Source organism: Pokkaliibacter sp. MBI-7 (genome assembly GCF_029846635.1).
In the GTDB taxonomy this organism is placed as follows: Bacteria; Pseudomonadota; Gammaproteobacteria; order Pseudomonadales; family Balneatricaceae; genus Pokkaliibacter.
Genome location: NZ_JARVTG010000001.1, coordinates 784320 through 804808, shown reverse-complemented (window position 1 = coordinate 804808; position 20489 = coordinate 784320). Strand labels below are relative to the sequence as shown.

Genomic DNA, 20489 nt, shown 5'->3' with positions numbered 1-20489 from the left:
TTGGTGGAATTTATCACCTCAGATCAACTGACCATAGTAGTGGGGCTGGGTAAAACCGGCCTCAGCTGCGTCCGCTTCCTCAAGGCACGTAACCGTCGTGTCGCTGTGGTGGATACTCGTGAGCAACCGCCAGGTCTGGAGCAATTGATCAGGGAGTTCCCTGATGTGGCTATTGAGTGCGGACCATTGCAGGAACGCACCCTCAGTCTTGCGAGCGAGTTGATCGTAAGCCCCGGCTTGTCAATAAAAACACCGGCCATCGCGGCGGCAGCTGCAAATGGCGTAAAAGTCTGCGGTGATATCGAGCTGTTCTGTCGTGAAGCGAAGGCACCCATTGTCGCGATTACGGGGTCCAACGCTAAAAGTACTGTCACTACGCTGGTCGGAGAGATGGCCAGGACGGCAGGCTGGCGGGTAGCGGTGGGGGGCAATATCGGTACACCTGCGCTGGATTTGCCATTGGTCGATGTTGACCTGTATGTCCTTGAGCTGTCCAGTTTCCAGTTGGAAACCACCCACTCACTTCGAGCAGAAGTGGCGACGGTTCTGAATGTAAGCCCTGATCATCTGGACCGCTACGATGGAATGGCTGACTACCATCAAGCCAAGCACCGTATATTTCGCGGTTGCAAACAGGTTGTGGTGAACAAGGACGATCCGTTGTCCAGCCCATTAGTGGCTGAACAGGTGAAACAGCACTTCTTCACTCTGGGGCGCAGTGATCTCAATACATTCGGGGTGGAGTACGATGAGCAGGGACGTACCTGGCTGGCCTACCGCATGAAGCCATTGATGGCAGCCGACGAAGTGCGCATTCAGGGGCTGCACAATACAGCCAATGCACTGGCTGCACTGGCATTGGGGAATGCTGTCGGTTTACCGATGGCCGCGATGCTTGAGACTTTGCGTCAGTTCCCAGGGTTGCCTCATCGTTGTGCCTGGGTCAGGGTGTTGCATGGAGTGAGTTACTACAACGACTCCAAGGGTACCAATGTGGGTTCAACAGTGGCCGCGTTGCAGGGCTTTGGACAGGCATCAACAGGAAAGGTGGTGCTGATTGCAGGTGGGGATGGCAAAGGCGCGTCCTTTGAGGATTTGCGTCAGCCTCTGGCGAAGTTTGCCCGTGCTTTGGTGCAACTGGGGCGAGATGGCGAGCAGATTGCTGCATGTGCAGCGGGGCTTGAAGTGCGTCGTGCCGAGTCGATGGCGCAGGCTGTCAGCCTGGCGCAGGCGCTCGCTCAAGAGGGGGATGTGGTGCTGCTTTCCCCCGCCTGTGCCAGTTTGGATATGTTTAAGAATTATGAGCACAGGGGTGAAGTATTCACTCAGGCTGTGGAGGCGCTGACATGAGTAAGTGGCGCCAGGGACAACCTGTAGAAGTGCCCGTGTATGGTCGCATCAGCGGCCCGTTTGACGGTTGGCTGCTGGTCATTACCGTCACGCTGCTGCTGATAGGGGTCATTATGGTGACTTCGGCCTCGATGGAAGTGGCAGAAGTTCGCTTTCATGATCCGTTCTATCAGGTCAAACGCCATGTGGCGTTCATCATTGTAGCGGTGGTTGTCGCCTGTTTTACCTGGCGAGTGCCTATGGAGTACTGGCAGCGTCAGCACTGGTGGCTGTTGCTGATTGCAATTGCTTTGCTGGTGCTGGTTCTGGTACCGGGCATTGGCAGGGTGGTAAACGGTAGCTCGCGCTGGCTGCATCTGGGGCCAATAAACGTTCAGGCATCGGAAGTCGCCAAGTTGTTTCTGATGATGTATCTGGCCAGCTATATGGCCCGGCGTCTGGAAGAGGTGAGGACGCAGTGGTCTGGTTTCTTCAAGGCGATGTTGATACTCGCTTTGCCAATCATGCTGATGCTGATGGAGCCTGACCTGGGGGCCGTCGTTGTTACTCTGGGGATTGCGCTGGGTATGGTGTTTATGGGCGGGATGCGCCTGTGGCAATTCTGGCTGGTAATCATCAGCTGTCTGGCTGCGGTGGGTGCTGGTGCATGGATGGAAGACTATCGACGTCAGCGTCTGCTTACCTATCTTGATCCATGGGCCGATCCGTATGGTAGCGGATATCAGCTTACGCAAGCGCAGATAGCCTTTGGTCGTGGCGACTGGTTCGGCCTGGGGCTGGGGAACAGTGTTCAGAAACTTTTTTACCTGCCAGAGGCCCATACTGACTTTGTTTATGCCGTGCTGGCGGAAGAGCTGGGCCTGGTAGGGGCGTTGGCTGTTATCTGTCTCTATGCCTGGTTGGTATATCGTGCATTTCGCATCGGGCAGCGGGTAGAACAGTTAGGTCAGCATTTTTCTGCTTTCATGGCGTATGGCACCGCACTGCTGATCGCGGGGCAAGCCTTCATTAACATCGGTGTAAATATTGGTGTGCTGCCTACCAAAGGTTTGACGTTGCCACTGATTTCCTATGGTGGCAGTAGTCTGGTTATCTGTCTGATGCTGATTTCCATTCTGCTCCGCATTGATCATGAGGGACGTAAGGAAGCGTTACGACGAGCTCAACTGGGAGGGGCGCATGGTTAGTGAGAAACCCAAGGTTGCCCTGATCATGGCCGGTGGTACCGGTGGGCATGTATTCCCCGCACTGGCTACCGCGGAGCGGTTGCGCCAGCAGGGGTACCAGATTCACTGGCTGGGAACTATGGCAGGTATTGAAGCCAAAATCGTGCCACAAGCTGAGATCCCGCTGCATGCCATTCAGGTGAGTGGTTTGCGTGGCAAGGGTGTGGTGAAGCTGCTCAAGGCCCCCTTTTTGTTGGCGCGCGCCTGTGGCCAGGCACTCAAGGTCGTCAGTAGTCTCAAGCCAAATGTAGTGCTGGGTATGGGTGGCTTTGCCAGTGGCCCAGGTGGCCTTGCGGCAAAATTACTGGGCCGCCCCCTGGTCATCCATGAGCAGAATGCCGTTCCAGGTATGACCAACAAGCTGTTAGCACGTATGGCTAAACGTGTATTGGTGGCCTTTCCAGATGCTCTGTCCAAGTTACCTGCTGCCGAAGTGGTGGGAAATCCTATTCGCAGAGCGGTGTGTAGCCTGCCTGATCCGGCTCAACGGTATGGTGTTCGGGCTGGCCGTATTCGCGTGCTGGTGGTAGGCGGCAGTCTCGGTGCTGCAGCGATTAACGCTGTTATTCCCCGCTGGTTAGCTGCATTACCGGAAGAAGTTCGCCCTGAAGTCTGGCATCAGACCGGGGAGCGTCATCTGGAAGCAACCCAGAGCTTCTATCAGGAGCAGGGTATGGTCGCCCGTATAGTGCCTTTCATCGATGACATGGCGGATGCCTATGGCTGGGCTGATCTGGTGATCTGTCGCTCGGGAGCGCTGACTGTCAGCGAGCTGAGTGCAGCCGGCGTTGCTTCGGTATTGATCCCGTTTCCGTTTGCGGTCGATGATCATCAGACGGCGAATGGCAGACATTTGGAAAAGGCCGGTGCGGCAGTGTTGATTCAGCAAACTGCATTGTCGGTCGAAAGTCTCAAAGAGTTATATATGAACCGCCTGCAACAGCGGTCTGCTTTGCAGCGCATGGCGGAAGCGGCTTATGCGCAGGCAAAGCCCGAAGCAGCAGAGCGCGTTGCAGAGGTATGTAAGGAGATCAGTCTTGGCTGAAGTTAACGGAGTCACCGGCATTCCAGAGATGCGCCGCATACGTCGTATCCATTTCGTGGGAATCGGGGGCGTAGGCATGTGTGGTATTGCAGAGGTATTGCTGAACCAGGGTTATCTGATCTCTGGCTCAGACCTCAAGCCCTCCGCCACCACCAGCCGACTGGAGGAGCAGGGGGCTCGTATCGTCATCGGTCATAAGGCAGAGAACATCAACGATGTTGATGTGGTGGTCATTTCTTCTGCGGTAAAGGCTGATAACCCTGAACTACTGGCAGCCCGTGAGATGCGAGTGCCGGTGGTGCGTCGTGCAGAAATGCTGGCTGAGCTCATGCGGTATCGTCATGGTATTGCGATCGCGGGGACACATGGCAAGACTACAACCACCAGTCTCGTTGCTTCTGTCCTGACTCAGGGCGGACTTGATCCGACCTATGTTATCGGCGGACGCCTGACCAGTGCCGGCACTAATGCAAAGTTGGGTGCCAGTCGTTATCTGGTGGCAGAGGCAGACGAAAGTGATGCGTCTTTCCTGCACCTGCAACCCATGATTGCGGTGGTGACCAACATTGATGCAGACCATATGGACACCTATGGCGGTGATTTTGGGCGTCTGAAGCAGACCTTTATCGATTTTCTGCATAACTTGCCGTTCTATGGATTGGCTGTGGTCTGTGTCGATGACCCGGTGATTCGTGAATTATTGCCACAGATTAGCCGGCCGACTGTCACCTACGGTTTCAGTGAAGATGCAGATGTACGAGCTGTTGATGTTGAACAGGATGGTCTGCGCACTCGCTTTACGGTAGTAACCAAAGGATCGCCTGATCTGACTATTACCCTCAACCTGCCTGGACAGCATAACGTCCTCAATGCTCTGGCTACTATTGCGATTGCCCGTGATGAGGGGGTAGCAGATGAGCAGATTGCCATCGCTTTGCAGCAATTCATGGGTGTTGGCCGGCGTTTTCAGGTACTGGCAGAGTTGCCCGGCAAAGACGGTGGTACGGCTACGCTGGTTGACGACTACGGTCATCATCCGCGCGAGGTTGCTGCAACCATTAAGGCATTCCGTGATGGTTGGCCGGGGCGCCGTCTTGTGATGGTCTATCAGCCTCACCGGTACACTCGTACCCGCGATCTCTATGAGGACTTTGTTCAAGTCCTGTCAGAGGTCGATACGCTGATTCTTATGGAAGTGTATTCAGCTGGTGAAGAGCCTATACAGGGAGCCGATAGTCGCAGCCTGTGCCGCAGCATTCGTCAGCGTGGGCAGGTGGAGCCGGTATATGCTGAGAATGCAGTAGAAGCCATGGCCATTTTGCCTAATCTGATTCAGAACGGCGATTTGGTGCTGACCCAGGGTGCAGGCGATATCAGTGGCCTGGCCCAGCAATTAGCTCGTGCAGCAGGTAACAAGCCATGAACGCTCAGCAGGCCTTGATCAGGCAGGCTGGCAGGGTTGCAGTACTGATGGGAGGGGAATCTGCCGAAAGGGAGGTCTCGCTCAAAAGTGGAAAGGCTGTGTTAGCTGCTTTACAAAGCGCTGGAGTTGATGCTTTTGCGGTGGATTTCATCGTGGGGGCTGATAGTAACCTGCTGCAACAGTTGGCATCACTAGAGTTTGATACGGCCTTTATCATACTGCATGGCCGCGGTGGCGAGGACGGCGTGGTGCAGGCTGCGTTGCAAATGCTGGGTAAGCCCTACACCGGTAGTGGCGTGGCTGCTTCTGCTCTGGCTATGGACAAATGGCGTACCAAGCTGGTTTGGCATGCTTTGGGGCTGCCTACTAAGCCATCCAGTCTGATCAATACAGGGACAGACCCTGCCGGGCTGATTAGCCAGCTGGGGTTACCCCTGGCAATCAAGCCTGTACATGAAGGTTCCAGTGTTGGTCTGATGAAGGTTAACTCCGAGAAAATGTTGGGTGATGCGTGCCTGGTCGCGGGGAAGCATGACTCGATGGTCATGGCAGAACCTTGGGTAAGTGGTAAGGAGTTAACTGTTGCGATTGTAAATGGCAAAGTTCTACCGCCTATCTGGCTCCAGACGACGCATGAATTCTACGACTATGATGCCAAATACCTGGCAAATGACACTCGTTACAACTTTGATACTGGCTTAGATATTGCAGAACTTACAGAATTGACGAAAATCTGTCAGCAAGCCTTTGATGTTATTGGGTGTCATGGTTGGGGGCGGTTGGATCTGATCCGTGATGAGCAAGGTAGAAACTGGTTGCTGGAAGTTAATACCGTGCCAGGTATGACGGATCATAGTTTAGTTCCCATGGCGGCCAAACAGGCGGGGATGTCGATGGAGGTGCTGGTGTTGGAGATTCTGGCATCGGCCTTTGATCGTAGCCCGCAGGCGAGAGGTTAACGATGAGTACCCGGGGGTTCGAATTTCAGGTGCGCTCTTCCGAGCGTCCACGAGGGGCGACAAGGCTGACACCTCGGGTGCAAAAACCTAAGGTTCGGTTGCCTTGGAAAAAGTGGTTTGGCTGGCTGTTCAATCTAATGGCACTGATCGCTCTGGTGGTTGGTGCAATCTATGGCGGACAGGCTCTCTGGCCCTGGCTGAATAGGCCTGTGACTGAGATCAGTGTGCAAGGCAACATGCACTATGTTGATGGTCAGGCTTTGCATGCCGCGTTACAGGACGAGGTTAAGGGAACGTTTTTCGATCTTGACCTTAATAGCATCCAGAAAATGGTTGAAGCGAACCCCTGGGTGGAAAGGGCAGATATTCACCGGATATGGCCTGATCGACTGGTCGTCAATATTGATGAGGAGCTGCCGGTTGCGCGCTGGGGTGACAAACAACTGGTTAATTCCGTCGGGCGTATTTTTACTCCTCAACAAGCACAGCTGGATGAGCTGGCCGGTTTGCCGCGTTTGTATGGACCGGATGATCAGGTGCAGGAGGCCATGCGGTATTTCTCTACTCTGAGTCAGCAACTGCGCCCGCTGCAAATGAAGATCAGTGATCTTATTTTGGAAAAACGCGGAGCTTGGACTGTGGACGTCATTGTTGCTGACCAGCCACTGCGTATTTTGCTGGGGCGGGAAGACCTGCGTGAACGCCTATATCGGTTCAGTACGATATATACTGCAGCTCTGAAAGATCGAGTCAGTCAGATAGAACAAATTGATGTACGTCACACCAACGGGGTGGCCGTACGCTGGAAACAGCCTGCGTCAACTTGAGATAAGCCTGTGGCACCATGGCAAAGGAATAAATCCGTAATGCACAGTCAACGCATTTATCAGAATCCAGAGTTTGGTAGGAACCAGACCTTATCACGACAAGCAGAGATGCAAGCATGAGTGGTGTAGCAGATACGAATATGATTGTCGGACTGGATATCGGTACGTCTAAAGTGGTGGCCATTGTCGGGGAAGTAGGTCCTGACGGTGAAATTGAGATTGTTGGCGTTGGTTCTCATGCTTCACGCGGTATGAAGCGAGGTGTGGTCGTCAATATCGAGTCGACCGTACACTCCATTCAGCGTGCAGTGGAAGAAGCAGAACTGATGGCTGGCTGTAAAGTTCACTCTGTGACAGTTGGTATTGCTGGCAGTCATATCATGAGTCAGAACTCCCATGGCATGGTTGCTATCCGCGACCGTGAGGTGGTTACTCAGGACGTTGAACGAGTTATTGATGCGGCACGTGCGGTACCTGAGCTTGATAAGGAAAAGATGCGTATTCTGCATATCCTGCCACAGGAGTATGTCATCGATAATCAGGAAGGCATCCGCGATCCTCTCGGGATGTCCGGTGTACGTCTGGAGGCCAGAGTTCACTTGGTAACGGCTGCACTGAACGCGGCACACAACATCGAGAAGTGTATTCGGCAGTGTGGCCTGGAAGTTGACACCATGGTGCTGGAGCAGCTGGCTTCAAGTTACGCGGTGCTTACTGAGGATGAAAAAGAGCTCGGCGTCTGCATGATTGATATCGGTGGCGGCACGTCGGATATGGCGATATTCACCGGAGGTGCTATTCGTCACACTGCGGTGATACCGATCGGTGGCGATCAGGTGACCAATGATATCGCTATGGCATTGCGTACCCCGACTCAGCATGCGGAAGAGATTAAGACCAAGTACGCCTGTGCACTGGGTAAGCTGGCCAGTGCCAGTGAAGCAATCAAGGTGCCCAGTGTCGGTGATCGACCTGCGCGAGATCTGTCTCGCCAGTCTCTGGCAGAGGTCGTTGAACCTCGTTATGCCGAACTGTTTGAAATGATCCAGAACAAGATCCGTGAAAGCGGTTATGAGGATTTGATTGCTGCAGGTATTGTGCTGACCGGCGGTACGTCAAAAATGGAGGGAGTGGTCGAGTTGGCAGAGGAGATTTTCCATATGCCGGTTCGTTTGGCGTCACCAGTCGGCTTTAAAGGGCTGACTGACATAGTGAATAATCCGGTTTATTCCACTGCAGTAGGCCTGCTGCTCTACGCCAAACATGAGCGAGGAGAGCGGGTGCTGATGGATTCAGTCATCCCTGGTAAGCGTGAACCAGAGGAAGGCTTTATGGGCCGGATGCGTCGCTGGATTCAGGATAAATTCTGATAACTTATTGCTTGTGAGAGAGAGGCCTTGCGGTCTGGAGGAGAGGGAGATGTTTGAATTGGTCGATAAAGCACCGCAAAACGCGGTCATTAAAGTTATTGGCGTTGGTGGCGGCGGCGGCAACGCAGTGAACCACATGGTCACCTCTTCAGTTGAGGGGGTTGAGTTTATCTGTGCCAATACGGATGCACAGGCTCTCAAAGACATGGGGGCTCGTAGTGTGCTGCAGTTGGGTAGCGAGATCACCAAAGGGTTGGGCGCTGGAGCCAATCCTGATATTGGTCGTGAAGCTGCACTCGAGGATCGTGAGCGCATCGCTGAGGTAATGCAAGGTGCCGACATGGTCTTCATTACTGCAGGGATGGGTGGTGGCACCGGTACTGGTGCTGCACCTGTTGTGGCTGAAGTGGCCAAAGAGATGGGCATACTGACGGTTGCAGTGGTAACCAAGCCTTTCCCGTTTGAAGGGCGCAAACGTATGCAGATCGCGATGGAAGGTATCCGTCAGCTGCAAGAGCACGTCGATTCTTTGATCATCATTCCTAACGAGAAATTGTTACCTGTTCTGGGTAAGAATGTTTCCCTGATTAATGCTTTCGCGGCAGCAAACGACGTGTTGCAAGGTGCTGTGCAGGGGATTGCTGACCTGATTATCCGTCCCGGTATGATCAACGTTGACTTTGCTGACGTGAAAACTGTCATGTCAGAAATGGGTATGGCGATGATGGGTACGGGAAGTGCTCGTGGTGAAGGGCGTGCACGTGAAGCGGCAGAAGCGGCAATTCGTAGTCCTCTGTTGGAGGATATCGATCTGTGTGGCGCCAAGGGTATTCTCGTCAATATTACAGCGGGTCTGGATTTGGCATTGGGCGAATTCTCTGAGGTAGGTAACACTGTTGAAGAGTTTGCTTCCGACGAGGCTACTATCGTTGTCGGCACTGTTATTGATCCGGAAATGAGTGATGAGCTGCGTGTGACGGTCGTCGCGACTGGTCTGGGAACCAAACCTGAACCACAAATTAAAGTGGTAACGGCTAATCCAAGTGGCAAGGCCAAACTGCCTGATAACTATGAGCAGTTGGAGATCCCTGCTGTTATGCGTCGTGGAGAGCCCGCAGCACCTGCGCAGGCTACCTCTAAGGATGCTGCTCGTCAGACGCCGCCAAAAGACAGCATGGAATACCTTGATATTCCTGCATTTTTGCGTCGCCAGGCAGATTGAGGGTAACGCTTTTTATCTAAGCGTTTCCCCAATGGCCAGTGCTAACTTGTAATGATAGAATGGCCGCTTAGTCTTTTTTGGGTTTAAGGTATTTGGCTTCGGCATGATTAAACAACGCACCCTGAAAAACAGTATTCGGGCTACCGGTGTGGGTTTGCATACCGGCGAAAAAGTTTACATGACTTTGAAGCCTGCTCCCGCTGATACTGGCGTGGTATTCCGACGGGTTGACATTGATCCTGAGGTAGAAATCAAGGCTTGGGCGGAAACTGTTGGCGACACAACCCTCTCCACAAATCTCGTCGACAATGGAATCCGGGTAGCTACTGTAGAGCATTTGATGTCTGCTTTTGCTGGGCTTGGCATAGATAACGCCTATGTTGAGTTGTCTGCAGCAGAAGTTCCCATCATGGATGGTAGCGCTGCACCCTTTGTGTTCTTGATTCAATCCGCTGGTATTCAGGAGCTTCCTGCCCCTAAGCGGTTCATTCGAATCAAAAAGAAAGTGACGTTCGAACACGGTGATAAATGGGTGAGCTTTGAACCATATGATGGCTTCAAGGTGAGCTTTACCATCGATTTTGACCACCCCTTGTTCCGCGGCCAGAACACGCACGCAGAGCTTGATTTCTCCAGCACGTCTTACGTGAAAGAGATCAGCAGGGCGCGGACTTTTGGTTTTATGCGAGATATTGAATATCTGCGCTCAAAAAACCTGATTCTCGGCGGTAGCGTCGACAACGCGATCGTTGTTGATGACTACGGTATCGTGAATGATGGCGGCCTGCGTTACGAAGATGAGTTTGTAAAACATAAGATTCTTGACGCAGTTGGCGATCTGTATCTGTTGGGTCGTAGCCTGATCGGAGAGTTCAAAGGCTATAAGTCCGGCCATTTCCTGAACAACATGCTGCTTCGGGAGTTACTCAAGCATCGTGATTGTTGGGAGGTCGTGACATTCGATGCGGCTGAGCCTGCACCGATCTCTTATGCAGCACCTTTGGTGGCTGTGTGATATAAGCCGGCTTAATGCCGGCTTTGTCATCTTTCAAGGTGGCCAATCTTCAGCATGCCCCCCTGTTCTTACTAAGCCAAAGTTGCTATAACCTTGTGTTTCTTATCGGGATTTTCCGCCCTAGTCTGGTAACGATATTCGCTTATGATAGCCTCTCTAATTAGAAAACTCATCGGCAGCAAAAACGAACGTGAACTGCGCCGGATGGGAAAAATAGTCAATGCCATCAACGGTTTCGAAGCGCAACTTGGGTCCCTTGATGATGCTGCGTTGCAAGCCAAGACTGCTGAGTTCCGCTCCAGACTGGAGAAAGGCGAGTCTTTGGATCAGATTCTGCCAGAGGCTTTTGCTGTTGTGCGAGAAGCCTCCAAACGTGTTATGGGTATGCGTCATTTTGACGTACAGATGATTGGTGGTATCACTCTGCACGAAGGGCGTGTTGCTGAGATGCGTACCGGTGAAGGTAAAACACTGGTGGCGACACTGCCTGTTTACCTGAATGCCTTGTCTGGTAAAGGTGTACATGTCGTTACTGTGAACGACTACCTGGCACGACGAGATGCTGAGTGGATGCAGCCGCTTTATCAGTTTCTTGGCATGTCTGTCGGTATCATCGTTTCTGGCCAGGATCCAGAAATTAAGCGAATCGCCTATCGGGCAGATATCACCTACGGTACTAACAACGAATATGGCTTTGATTACCTGCGTGACAACATGGCCTTCTCCAAGGAAGATCGCGCGCAGCGGGGATTAAACTTTGCCGTCGTCGATGAGGTGGACTCTATCCTTATCGATGAAGCGCGCACACCTTTGATCATCTCCGGCATGGCTGAAGACAGTTCAGAACTGTACCGCAGTATTAATCGCCTGATTCCCATACTTAAATTTCAGGAGACTGTAGAGGAAGGCGAGGAAGTTGCTGAGCCTGGTCACTACACTTTGGATGAAAAACAACGGCAGGTTGAGCTCACAGAAGATGGCCATCAATATGTTGAGGAATGGCTGAGCCAGCAGGGGCTGCTGCCTGAGGGTGAAAGCCTGTATGCACCGCAATACCTGAGTCTGTTGCATCACGTACATGCGGGTTTGAAGGCACATGTAATTTTCCATAAAGACGTGGATTACATCGTTCGGAACGGTGAAGTCATCATTGTTGATGAGCACACTGGACGTACCATGGTTGGTCGCCGCTGGTCTGAAGGTATTCACCAGGCAGTGGAAGCGAAAGAAGGGGTTAAAATCAACCCAGAGTCGCAGACGCTGGCCTCCACAACTTTCCAGAACTATTTCCGCCTTTACAACAAACTGTCGGGGATGACCGGTACCGCAGATACTGAAGCATTCGAGTTGCGTCAGATTTACGGCCTGGACGTGGTTGTCATTCCAACCCATCGTCCGATCCAGCGTAAAGATATGAACGACTTGGTGTACCTGACGGAAGCTGAGAAGTTCAATGCTGTTATCGAGGATATCCGCGAGCAGACTTCAACTGGCCGCCCTGTGCTGGTAGGTACGGCCTCGATTGAAACATCGGAGTTGGTGTCACAGCAGCTGAATAAGCTGGGTATTAAGCACAATGTGCTCAATGCTAAACAGCATGAGCGTGAAGCATTGATTATTGCTGAGGCTGGCCGTCCAGGAGCTGTGACCATCGCTACCAACATGGCAGGCCGTGGTACCGACATCATGCTGGGCGGTAACTGGAAGGCGGAATTGAGTCTTCTTGATAATGTCACTGCAGACGATGAAGCGCGCGCCAAAGCGGAATGGGAAGAGCGCCACCAGCAGGTGTTGAGTGCCGGTGGGTTGCATATCATTGGTACCGAGCGTCATGAGTCCCGCCGTATCGACAATCAGCTGCGTGGTCGTGCAGGACGTCAGGGTGACCCAGGCTCCTCCCGCTTCTATCTTTCATTGGAAGACAACCTGATGCGTATCTTCGCTTCAGACCGCGTGCGCCAGATGATGGTGGCACTGGGAATGAAAGATGGAGAAGCGATTGAGCATAAGATGGTGAGTAATGCCATCGAGAAGGCACAACGTAAGGTGGAAGGGCGTAACTTCGATATCCGTAAGCAACTGCTGGAATTCGATGATGTTGCCAACGACCAGCGGCAGGTTATTTACCACCAGCGTAATGAGTTGCTTGAAGCGGACGACATTGCTGACACCATCAAGTCTATTCGTGTGGAGGTACTGTCGAATCTGGTCAGTGAGTTTGTGCCTCCCAATACGCTGGAAGAGCAGTGGGATCTTAAGGGGCTTGAAGAAGCTCTGGTGCGAGATTTCGACATCACTCTGCCATTGAGCCAGTGGCTCGAAGAGGATGAACATCTGCACGAGGAGCCCCTACGGGAGAAAATCCTTGCCGAGGTTCAGGGTGCCTATGATGTCAAAGAAGCTGTGGTTGGCGTATCAACCATGCGGAGCTTCGAGAAGCAAGTGATGCTGCAGGTGCTCGACAATTTGTGGAAAGAGCACCTGTCCACCATGGATCACCTGCGGATGGGTATTCACTTGCGTGGCTACGCGCAGAAGAATCCCAAGCAGGAATACAAGCGCGAGTCTTTTGAGTTGTTCCAGAATTTGCTGAGTAACATCAAGAAAGACGTGATCCGTATTCTCTCGCATGTTCGCGTCAAAACTCAGGAAGAAGCGGCTGCCGAAGCAGAGGCGCTTGAGCAGATGCGTCGTGCGGAAGCAGCCAGTCAGCAGATGGAGTATCAGCATGAGCAAGCATCAGCCATGGCTGATGAAACATCTGATGATGCATCCCAGGCTGACGGTAGTGACACGGAGCCGTTTGTACGTGAGCAGCCAAAGGTGGGACGCAATGATGCTTGTCCCTGCGGTTCAGGTAAGAAGTTCAAGCACTGTCACGGGCGCCTTGCCTGAGACGGGTAGCAGATAATACCAGCCGGGCTTGCCCGGCTGTTTTACATTAGCGCATCCCAATTTTGGTATTTTGTCCCAAGGATGCTGCCATTTTTCAAGTGATTGCGGGAGTGCTGCAATGGCTGTTGGACCAGAAACTTTTCCTCATATGTATCCAGTCGCTGGTGTAGGTATCGGCGTAGCTGAAGCGGGTATTAAACGGCCTGGCCGACGAGATGTGGTCGTTTTTTCTTTGGCAGAGGGCGGTGCCGTCGCTGGTGTATTCACTCGTAACGCGTTCTGTGCCGCCCCTGTGCACCTTTGTAAGGCTCGCCTCCAGGAAAAAGCGGCTGTACGTTATCTGCTGATCAATACAGGTAATGCCAACGCCGGAACGGGACCACGCGGTATGCAGGATGCGATGCGTTGCTGTAATGCCCTGGCTGGTCACGCGGGTGTTACTGAAAATCAGGTTATGCCTTTCTCTACCGGGGTGATCGGTGAACCTCTGCCAGTAACCAAGATCGAAGCGGTGTTACCAACGGCGCTTGAGCGTGTGGCGGAAGACAACTGGGAGAATGCAGCCTGGGGGATCATGACCACGGATACCCGTCCCAAAGGAGCCAGTGTTCAGCTAAGTATCGATGGGAAGACGGTTACCATTACGGGTATTTCCAAGGGCGCGGGCATGATCAAGCCGAATATGGCGACGATGCTTGGCTTTGTAGCCACTGATGCGGCTGTTGATCAGGCGTTATTGCAGCAACTGGCAAGTGCTGGCGCGAATCAAAGCTTCAACCGTATCACTATCGATGGCGATACTTCGACCAATGACTCCCTAATACTGATGGCGAGTGGTGCCAGTGGTGTGGAACTGGACGAGTCTCACGCGAACTTTATTGAGTTTCGTACCGCCTTGTTCAAGGTGATGCAGGATCTGGCTCACGCTATCGTCAAAGACGGCGAGGGAGCCACCAAGTTTGTGACTGTTCGTGTTGAAGATGCCGTTGATAGCGAAGAAGCGCTGAAAGTTGCCTACGCGATTGCCCACTCTCCCTTGGTTAAAACTGCCATGTCTGCCAGCGATCCAAACTGGGGACGTATTCTGGCTGCAGTAGGGTATGCTGGCGTCCACGATCTGGATGTAACCGCTCTGCAAATATGGCTGGATGATGTATGCATCGTTAAAAATGGCGGCCGTGCAGAAAGTTATACCGAGGAGCAGGGCCAGGCTGTCATGAGCCTTGAAGCATTCACGGTACGAGTCAACCTCGCTCGCGGCGGTGTGACGGAAACGGTCTGGACAACGGACCTGACGCAAGAATACGTTTCTATCAATGCGGACTATCGCAGTTAAACAATGGCAAAAGTGATCCATGTTGTAGCCGCCGCGATCTGTGATGGTCGCGGTCAGGTGCTGGTTGCCAGACGTGCACAATCTGCCCATCAGGGTGGATTGTGGGAGTTTCCTGGTGGCAAGGTCGAAGCAGGTGAAAGTCGCGAGACTGCTCTGAGTCGTGAGCTGCAGGAAGAGCTGGGGATTACCCCCAGTGAGATGCGGCCATTAATTTGTCTGACTCACCATTATCCGGACAAGAGTGTCTGTCTGGATGTCTGGAAAGTATCGGCGTTTACCGGTGTGCCTGAGGGTAAGGAGGGGCAACCACTGGCTTGGGTTGCTGTTGATTCTCTCAATCCTGACGTTTTCCCCGCTGCCAATGCGCCAATAATCAAGGCTGTTCAGTTTTCTGAACTAATAGCCGTCTCTCCAGCAGTGTCAACACACGAAGAGGTCAGGCAGTGGCTGAAACAACAGCTGGCTGGCTCAGTAGGCATACTGCAGCTTAGGTTGCCTGACTGGCAGCCTGAACAACGTATGGAGTTCGCGATTGAGCATGCAGCCGATGTAGAGGCAGCAGGAAAGCATCTGTTAGTGAATGTCCCTGTGGCCTCATTCCGGGCAGGTGCTGGTCTTGGGTTGCATTTGCCACAGCAGGATCTGATGTCCTTAAAACAGAGGCCGGTGCCTGCTGATACGCTGTTCACTGTCAGCTGTCATGATATAGCAAGCCTGCAAAAAGCAGAGGCTGTACATGCTGATGCCATCTTGTTAGGGACGGTATTGCCATCTGCTTCTCATCCTGATGGGAAGTGTTTGGGATGGGATCTGGCAGCTCAAATGATTAGCTCTGTGCGCACCCCAGTGTATTTGCTGGGAGGCATGAGCAGAGACCACTTGCCACAAGCCTGGAGTGCTGGAGCACAAGGTGTGGCAGGCATCAGGAGTTTTCTATGATTGTTCCATGGCAGTCACTGTCAGCAGAAGCTCTGCAGGGAATTATAGAGGAGTTCGTTAGCCGCTCTGGAACAGATTATGGTGAGTACGAGTTTAGCCTTGCTGATAAAGTGGCACAGATTAAACGCGCCTTGAACGAAGGCTCTGTACTTATTGTCTGGAGTGAACTGACTCAGCAGGTGAATCTGATGTCCAGGGAGGAGTGGAGCAGAAACGCATCAACAATCAGTGCGGCGAATGACGCAGATGATCAGTGATTTTTCGTTTGGTTTTCTTAAACCCAGCTATCTGCATGGCTCATATTGAGTAGAGCTTGTAAGAGTACTGACTCAGTCACCATCCCCTGCAAGCGATTGTCCTGATCAATAACGGGCACCGCCTGCAGGGACTCTTTGACGAACAGGGATGCAATGTCTCTGACAGTTGCTGTCGGCAAGGACGAATAGAAGCGATGATTGCTGAGTTTTTGTGCGTTGGGCATTTGTGTGTAGAGATCTTGCCCGCCGTATAGCTGGAGCCACTGACCAAGGCTACGGGAGTCAAGCAATCCCCATGGTGTGCCCTGCTCTGAATTGACCACCAGTACCTCGCCGGGATGGTTTCGCAGTGCAGTCTTTACTTCTTGCCAGTCGGCATCGGCCTCCAGCACAACGGAGACAGGCGCCATGATGTCTTTGACCAGTAGCTCAGGATGTCTTTGTTCTTCTGTTTGGGATAACTCTGCATAGGCTCTGCTGGCAATATTCTTTGGTGTTGCTTTCGCTTCCCTGCGCGTATTGGGGTCCAGTCTGTCCATGACGTCACTGAAGGCTTCGTTCTGGTGTTGGCTATCACTGCTGATAACCTGGCCGGTAGCCGCATTGATTTCTCTCACCCCTTTGGGGGGAAAGTTGCTGCGAACAGGAGTGGTCATCCGCTGGCCTTGCTCAAAAATATAGAAGACCATTATTTCACCTCCATACTGATTAATGGGTAGCCCCGTCTCTAACTACGTTACACTGCGTATATTGCAGGCGGTGCACTTCCCCAGAAGACGGGCCACTCTCTAAATCTATAGCGGCACTTCGCAACGCTTTTTTAACTGTAAAGAGCTTGTCAGTCTCTGGACCAGCGACCAGGAGTAACAGCCTGTATCAGCGTGGCGTTTAGCGGCAACGGTTCACCGCTTATCTGGCAGGCAATCAACTCTGCCGCCAGTGGTGCCGTAATCAGGCCCTTGCTTCCGTGGCCTATGTTAAAGAAGAGTGAGCTTGCTTCAGTACCGGGTAATGTTGGCCCAGCATTCATCGTACCAGAGTCCTTGCATGGATAAGGTCCAGCAATAGGCAGATGGTCTTGAGTCGTACAGCGAAATGCGACCCGTCCACTGAACTGTGAAGCATCCATCGCACTGGCCAGTTCTGGGAGAATTTGTTCCAGTTTGCTCAGGTTTTGATGATGGCCTTGCTGGGTAACCTGTAAATCCTTGCAGTTGCGCTCAAACGTCGCACCGAAGCAATACATCCCCTTGCGTGGTGGTGCCACATAACCTTCCTTGCACACACTGACTTGCAGGGCGGGAATGTGCGTTGGCTGTTTGGTCGTACTGATCTGGCCTTTTACTTCATTGATGGGTAAGGGGAGTGGTAGCCCGAACTGTTTCGTCTGATAAGCGCAAGCAAGCGCCAGTATGTCTGCCTCTAGCATGCTGTCAGGGGAAAGTCGGAGCTGCCATTTACCCTGGACGTAGGTGAAGTCCTTCACCTGGCTGTTGCATTGCAAAGTAATGTTTGGGTGGTTGAGTAATGCCTTGCAAAGCACGGGAGGACTGACCCAGCCTGCCTGGCTAAACAGCAGCCCGCCTTCATTGATCGGATAACCACTCAAATTCCTGATGCTGTCAGTGGTACAGTCGGTGACAAAGTCTGCTGGATAGACGCCGCTGCCTGCTACCGTCCTCTGGCGTTCTGCATCACTTTCCTTCAGCGCGATTTGAATGACACCATTGTCATCCCAGTCGTCACCTTTGTTGTCAGGAAGCAGTCTCTGCAGGAGATTACGTGTATAAAGCAGGCCGGTGCTATGCCACTGGCTTAGTGCAGACGGTGATTTAGGCAGTTTCAGGTAGAGAATACCCTGAGGGTTGCCACTGGCTTCCTGAGCCGCTTCCGGGTGTCGCTCCAGCACTATCACGTGATAGTCACGCTCGGCCATGGCTCTGGCCAGACTGCAGCCTGCCAGCCCTGCACCGATAATCGCTATTGTTTTCTGGCTCGAGGGCTGAGCTTCGCCACAGGGAGCTTCTGTGATCTTGCCGCAGAGCATTTCTCGCTTGCGGCCAAAACCTGCGACTTTGCTAACCTCAAATCCAGCCCCTGCGATGCCTCGTTTGACTATGCCCGCAGACGTAAAAGTACTGAATGTGGTGCCCGGCTTACTCAGCCTTGCCATCTGTTGATACAACTGGGGTTGCCACATTTCGGGGTTTTTGGCAGGTGCAAATCCATCCAGAAACCAGGCATCTACCTTGGCATCAAGCTGTGGCAGGCAGTCATGCACATCGCCGAACAGTAGCGTCAGGGCAATTTTACCCCCGGCAAAATACATTCGATGAAAGCCGGGTAAAGCGCAGGGGTACTGTGCCAGCAGCTCACTGGCAAGCTCTTGCAAGTCCGGCCAGAGTGCCAGGGCTCGCTGGAGATCCTGTTTGTTGAGGGGGAATTTTTCCACAGAGACAAAATGCAGCCGGGCGTTGGAAGGAGCGAAGCGCAGCCAGTTTTTCCAGGTCACCAAAAAATTCAAGCCGGTGCCGAAGCCTGTCTCAGCAATGACAAAGCAGCTTGATCCGTGGTCTGTCAGGTGTTGCCATCGTCTGGGCAGATCATTGTGCTGGATAAAAACATAATCGGTTTCCAGCAGGCCGCTTTCACGTGAGAAATAGACATCCCCGAAAACGCTGGATTCGGGCAGGCCTTGCTCATCCCATGTAAGCGTGGCTGAACCTAGAAGATTGGAGCTGGGCATAACTTGGATCTCGAACTGCCCATGTACAGTTTATTGCTGCAGATAGGCGTTGATGAACTCTTGGGTATGGTTGGAAGAGGAAGGAGTATATACGCAGATGACTTCAATGCCTTGCATTGAAGAAAGGATCACTTCCGCACTGACTGTCGCGTGGACCTGTACCACCGGGTGTACACCTTTCCAGTACGGACGTATATCGATGGCAATTTTGGTTTTACTGCCAAGCAGTTCATCAAGCTGGAGGTGGATCTCACGGGCCGATATGGCTTTGACCCGACCTTCGATAATGTGGTGTGGTGATCGTTGTATCACGCACTTCCAGTTGCATTTAGAGCGCATGCAGATGACTCGTACAAACTCTGCCGATACGACAGAGTTTGTACGGTATCTCAGCAGAAAGATTACTGTGGCAGCACGGTAACGTGCTTGATGATCACAGCAGATTCCGGAACATCAGAGAACATGCCTCGGCGTCCGGTTGGGACAGCCGCTATCTTGTCGACAATATCCATACCCGCCACTACTTTACCGAATACGGCATAACCAAAGTCTCTTACACCGTGGTCAAGGAAGTGATTGTCCTTGACGTTGATAAAGAACTGGCTGGTCGCACTGTCTTTGTCAGCACGGCGCGCCATGGCGAGAGTGCCTCTCAGGTTTTCCAGACCATTATCTGCTTCGTTCCTGATCGGTGCGCCAGCTTCTTTCTGCTGCATATTCTGATCGAATCCACCGCCCTGAATCATAAAACCAGGAATGACCCGATGAAATATGGTGCCATCATAAAAGCTATTTTTGGCATATTTGATGAAATTGTCAGTTGAGACAGGTGCTTTGTCGCGGAATAGCTCAATATCGACGTTGCCCATATTGGTTTCCAGGCGAAGCGTGTCTGCCCAGCAGGGTAGACTGAGCGTGGTAGCGAGCAGGAGCGCACCTATCTGGCGAAATGCAAACATCAGAACACCTTTTTAAAAGGTTTAACCTCAACACTGGCATATACACCAGCCGCCTGATAAGGGTCCGCCGATGCCCATTCCTGTGCCGACTGCAGGGAGTCGAACTCAGCAACGATCAGACTGCCACTGAATCCTGCCTGGCCGGGGTCGGCACTGTCGATGGCAGGGTTGGGGCCAGCCAGTACCAGACGGCCAGCCTCTTTCAGCGCTTCTAACCGCGCCAGATGCTGTGGTCGTACTTCAAGGCGTCTTTCCAGACTGTTTTCCACATCTTTACCAACGATCATGTAGAGCATGTGCTGTCCTTTGTCGCATGTGATGTCGTACTGAGGGGTATCAAACGAGGTCAGTTGCTGGGTTTGGATGTTTCAGTATCCTGCATATGGCGCGACAGGTAGATGCCTTGCAGGATAATAAACACGATGGTCAGACCCATCATGCCAAATAGTTTGAAGTCGACCCAGATATCCAGACTGTATAGTTTGAAAACGAAAATGTTGATGGCGCCCATTACCAGGAAGAAGACTATCCAGGCCTGGTTCAGGCGTTGCCAGACGTGATCAGGCAGGCTTAGTTGTGTGCTCAGGAGCTGTTTGATCAACGGCCGTTTGGTGAACAGGGGAATAACAATAAAGGCTGCAGCGAACAGCCAGTTAACTACGGTCGGCTTCCACTGAATGAAGGTCTGATCATGGAAGACGAGTGTCGCGCCGCCCAGAAGTACCACAAGTACTAATGTGACCACCTGCATGATTTCAATCTTACGGTTGGCCCACCAGGCATACAGCATTTGCAGCAGGGTGGCGGGAATCAAAACCGCAGTGGCAGTCAGAATGTCGCCGGTTAATTTATAGACGACGAAAAAGATCGCGACAGGGAGGAAATCGAGCAGGACTTTCATAGGAAACCTTCAGCTATAT

Annotated in this window: 19 protein-coding genes; 13 read left to right on the top strand and 6 right to left on the bottom strand. The window is 52.5% G+C overall.

Annotation, left to right across the window (positions count from 1 at the left end; translation table 11 throughout):
• Nucleotides 1-3 precede the first annotated feature (3 nt).
• The 13 genes from murD (at nucleotide 4) to QCD60_RS03475 (ending at nucleotide 15864) form a co-directional block, all read left to right on the top strand.
• A complete protein-coding gene (murD, locus tag QCD60_RS03535) occupies nucleotides 4-1350 on the top strand; it encodes a UDP-N-acetylmuramoyl-L-alanine--D-glutamate ligase (protein ID WP_279782459.1) in 1347 nt (448 codons plus the stop codon).
• Nucleotides 1347-2537, top strand: coding sequence for a putative lipid II flippase FtsW (gene ftsW / locus QCD60_RS03530; RefSeq protein WP_279782457.1), 1191 nt, complete (start codon nucleotides 1347-1349; stop codon nucleotides 2535-2537). The genes murD and ftsW overlap by 4 nt, the downstream gene beginning before the upstream one ends.
• The gene (murG, locus tag QCD60_RS03525) at nucleotides 2530-3621 is read left to right on the top strand and encodes an undecaprenyldiphospho-muramoylpentapeptide beta-N-acetylglucosaminyltransferase (protein ID WP_279782455.1); all 1092 of its coding nucleotides are present in this window, start codon (nucleotides 2530-2532) and stop codon (nucleotides 3619-3621) included. Before ftsW ends, murG begins: the two co-directional genes overlap by 8 nt.
• 28 nt (nucleotides 3622-3649) lie before the next feature.
• Nucleotides 3650-5044, top strand: a complete 1395-nt coding sequence (gene murC / locus QCD60_RS03520; protein WP_279787874.1) for a UDP-N-acetylmuramate--L-alanine ligase — start codon at nucleotides 3650-3652, stop codon at nucleotides 5042-5044.
• Complete coding sequence (locus QCD60_RS03515; RefSeq protein ID WP_279782453.1) at nucleotides 5041-6003, top strand: D-alanine--D-alanine ligase; 963 nt, start codon at nucleotides 5041-5043, stop codon at nucleotides 6001-6003. Before murC ends, QCD60_RS03515 begins: the two co-directional genes overlap by 4 nt.
• Nucleotides 6004-6080: 77 nt before the next feature.
• Nucleotides 6081-6830 (top strand): cell division protein FtsQ/DivIB, encoded by a 750-nt coding sequence (locus QCD60_RS03510; RefSeq protein ID WP_279782451.1) that lies wholly within the window; start codon nucleotides 6081-6083, stop codon nucleotides 6828-6830.
• A gap of 116 nt (nucleotides 6831-6946) precedes the next feature.
• Nucleotides 6947-8200 carry a cell division protein FtsA gene (gene ftsA, locus QCD60_RS03505; RefSeq protein ID WP_104156474.1) on the top strand — a complete coding sequence of 418 codons (1254 nt, stop codon included), beginning with the start codon at nucleotides 6947-6949 and terminating at the stop codon, nucleotides 8198-8200.
• A 49-nt stretch (nucleotides 8201-8249) separates the two neighbouring features.
• Nucleotides 8250-9422 (top strand): cell division protein FtsZ, encoded by a 1173-nt coding sequence (gene ftsZ, locus QCD60_RS03500; protein WP_279782448.1) that lies wholly within the window; start codon nucleotides 8250-8252, stop codon nucleotides 9420-9422.
• 103 nt (nucleotides 9423-9525) lie between these two features.
• Nucleotides 9526-10437, top strand: a complete 912-nt coding sequence (gene lpxC / locus QCD60_RS03495) for a UDP-3-O-acyl-N-acetylglucosamine deacetylase (RefSeq protein ID WP_104156476.1) — start codon at nucleotides 9526-9528, stop codon at nucleotides 10435-10437.
• A gap of 144 nt (nucleotides 10438-10581) precedes the next feature.
• Nucleotides 10582-13332 carry a preprotein translocase subunit SecA gene (gene secA, locus QCD60_RS03490; protein ID WP_279782445.1) on the top strand — a complete coding sequence of 917 codons (2751 nt, stop codon included), beginning with the start codon at nucleotides 10582-10584 and terminating at the stop codon, nucleotides 13330-13332.
• Nucleotides 13333-13450: 118 nt separating this feature from the next.
• Nucleotides 13451-14668, top strand: coding sequence for a bifunctional glutamate N-acetyltransferase/amino-acid acetyltransferase ArgJ (argJ, locus tag QCD60_RS03485; protein ID WP_279782443.1), 1218 nt, complete (start codon nucleotides 13451-13453; stop codon nucleotides 14666-14668).
• Between the two features lie 3 nt (nucleotides 14669-14671).
• Entirely contained in the window at nucleotides 14672-15607 is a 936-nt protein-coding gene (locus QCD60_RS03480; protein ID WP_279782442.1) for a Nudix family hydrolase, read from the top strand.
• Nucleotides 15604-15864, top strand: a complete 261-nt coding sequence (locus tag QCD60_RS03475; RefSeq protein ID WP_279782440.1) for a YheU family protein — start codon at nucleotides 15604-15606, stop codon at nucleotides 15862-15864. The genes QCD60_RS03480 and QCD60_RS03475 overlap by 4 nt, the downstream gene beginning before the upstream one ends.
• A 17-nt stretch (nucleotides 15865-15881) precedes the next feature.
• Here the strand turns inward: QCD60_RS03475 and QCD60_RS03470 are convergent, their stop codons facing one another.
• From QCD60_RS03470 to QCD60_RS03445, 6 genes are all read right to left on the bottom strand, one after another.
• Nucleotides 15882-16553 carry a CBS domain-containing protein gene (locus tag QCD60_RS03470; protein WP_279782438.1) on the bottom strand — a complete coding sequence of 224 codons (672 nt, stop codon included), beginning with the start codon at nucleotides 16551-16553 and terminating at the stop codon, nucleotides 15882-15884.
• Between the two features lie 149 nt (nucleotides 16554-16702).
• A complete protein-coding gene (gene mnmC / locus QCD60_RS03465) occupies nucleotides 16703-18610 on the bottom strand; it encodes a bifunctional tRNA (5-methylaminomethyl-2-thiouridine)(34)-methyltransferase MnmD/FAD-dependent 5-carboxymethylaminomethyl-2-thiouridine(34) oxidoreductase MnmC (RefSeq protein WP_279782436.1) in 1908 nt (635 codons plus the stop codon).
• Between the two features lie 30 nt (nucleotides 18611-18640).
• Entirely contained in the window at nucleotides 18641-18922 is a 282-nt protein-coding gene (locus tag QCD60_RS03460; RefSeq protein ID WP_133251435.1) for a hypothetical protein, read from the bottom strand.
• Nucleotides 18923-19011: 89 nt separating this feature from the next.
• Nucleotides 19012-19569 carry a peptidylprolyl isomerase gene (locus QCD60_RS03455; protein ID WP_279782431.1) on the bottom strand — a complete coding sequence of 186 codons (558 nt, stop codon included), beginning with the start codon at nucleotides 19567-19569 and terminating at the stop codon, nucleotides 19012-19014.
• Complete coding sequence (locus QCD60_RS03450; RefSeq protein WP_104156484.1) at nucleotides 19569-19865, bottom strand: YciI family protein; 297 nt, start codon at nucleotides 19863-19865, stop codon at nucleotides 19569-19571. The genes QCD60_RS03455 and QCD60_RS03450 overlap by 1 nt, the downstream gene beginning before the upstream one ends.
• Before the next feature lie 50 nt (nucleotides 19866-19915).
• A complete protein-coding gene (locus tag QCD60_RS03445; RefSeq protein ID WP_279782429.1) occupies nucleotides 19916-20470 on the bottom strand; it encodes a septation protein A in 555 nt (184 codons plus the stop codon).
• Between the last annotated feature and the right edge of the window lie 19 nt (nucleotides 20471-20489).

Coding starts and splice junctions, on each gene's coding strand:
- ftsA (WP_104156474.1), top strand. CDS start 6,947: ATGAGTGGTGTAGCAGATACGAATATGATTGTCGGACTGGATATCGGT.
- QCD60_RS03455 (WP_279782431.1), bottom strand. CDS start 19,569: ATGTTTGCATTTCGCCAGATAGGTGCGCTCCTGCTCGCTACCACGCTC.
- argJ (WP_279782443.1), top strand. CDS start 13,451: ATGGCTGTTGGACCAGAAACTTTTCCTCATATGTATCCAGTCGCTGGT.
- ftsW (WP_279782457.1), top strand. CDS start 1,347: ATGAGTAAGTGGCGCCAGGGACAACCTGTAGAAGTGCCCGTGTATGGT.
- mnmC (WP_279782436.1), bottom strand. CDS start 18,610: ATGCCCAGCTCCAATCTTCTAGGTTCAGCCACGCTTACATGGGATGAG.
- QCD60_RS03480 (WP_279782442.1), top strand. CDS start 14,672: ATGGCAAAAGTGATCCATGTTGTAGCCGCCGCGATCTGTGATGGTCGC.
- QCD60_RS03515 (WP_279782453.1), top strand. CDS start 5,041: ATGAACGCTCAGCAGGCCTTGATCAGGCAGGCTGGCAGGGTTGCAGTA.
- murG (WP_279782455.1), top strand. CDS start 2,530: ATGGTTAGTGAGAAACCCAAGGTTGCCCTGATCATGGCCGGTGGTACC.
- QCD60_RS03470 (WP_279782438.1), bottom strand. CDS start 16,553: ATGGTCTTCTATATTTTTGAGCAAGGCCAGCGGATGACCACTCCTGTT.
- QCD60_RS03475 (WP_279782440.1), top strand. CDS start 15,604: ATGATTGTTCCATGGCAGTCACTGTCAGCAGAAGCTCTGCAGGGAATT.
- secA (WP_279782445.1), top strand. CDS start 10,582: ATGATAGCCTCTCTAATTAGAAAACTCATCGGCAGCAAAAACGAACGT.
- QCD60_RS03445 (WP_279782429.1), bottom strand. CDS start 20,470: ATGAAAGTCCTGCTCGATTTCCTCCCTGTCGCGATCTTTTTCGTCGTC.
- QCD60_RS03450 (WP_104156484.1), bottom strand. CDS start 19,865: ATGCTCTACATGATCGTTGGTAAAGATGTGGAAAACAGTCTGGAAAGA.
- lpxC (WP_104156476.1), top strand. CDS start 9,526: ATGATTAAACAACGCACCCTGAAAAACAGTATTCGGGCTACCGGTGTG.
- ftsZ (WP_279782448.1), top strand. CDS start 8,250: ATGTTTGAATTGGTCGATAAAGCACCGCAAAACGCGGTCATTAAAGTT.
- murC (WP_279787874.1), top strand. CDS start 3,650: ATGCGCCGCATACGTCGTATCCATTTCGTGGGAATCGGGGGCGTAGGC.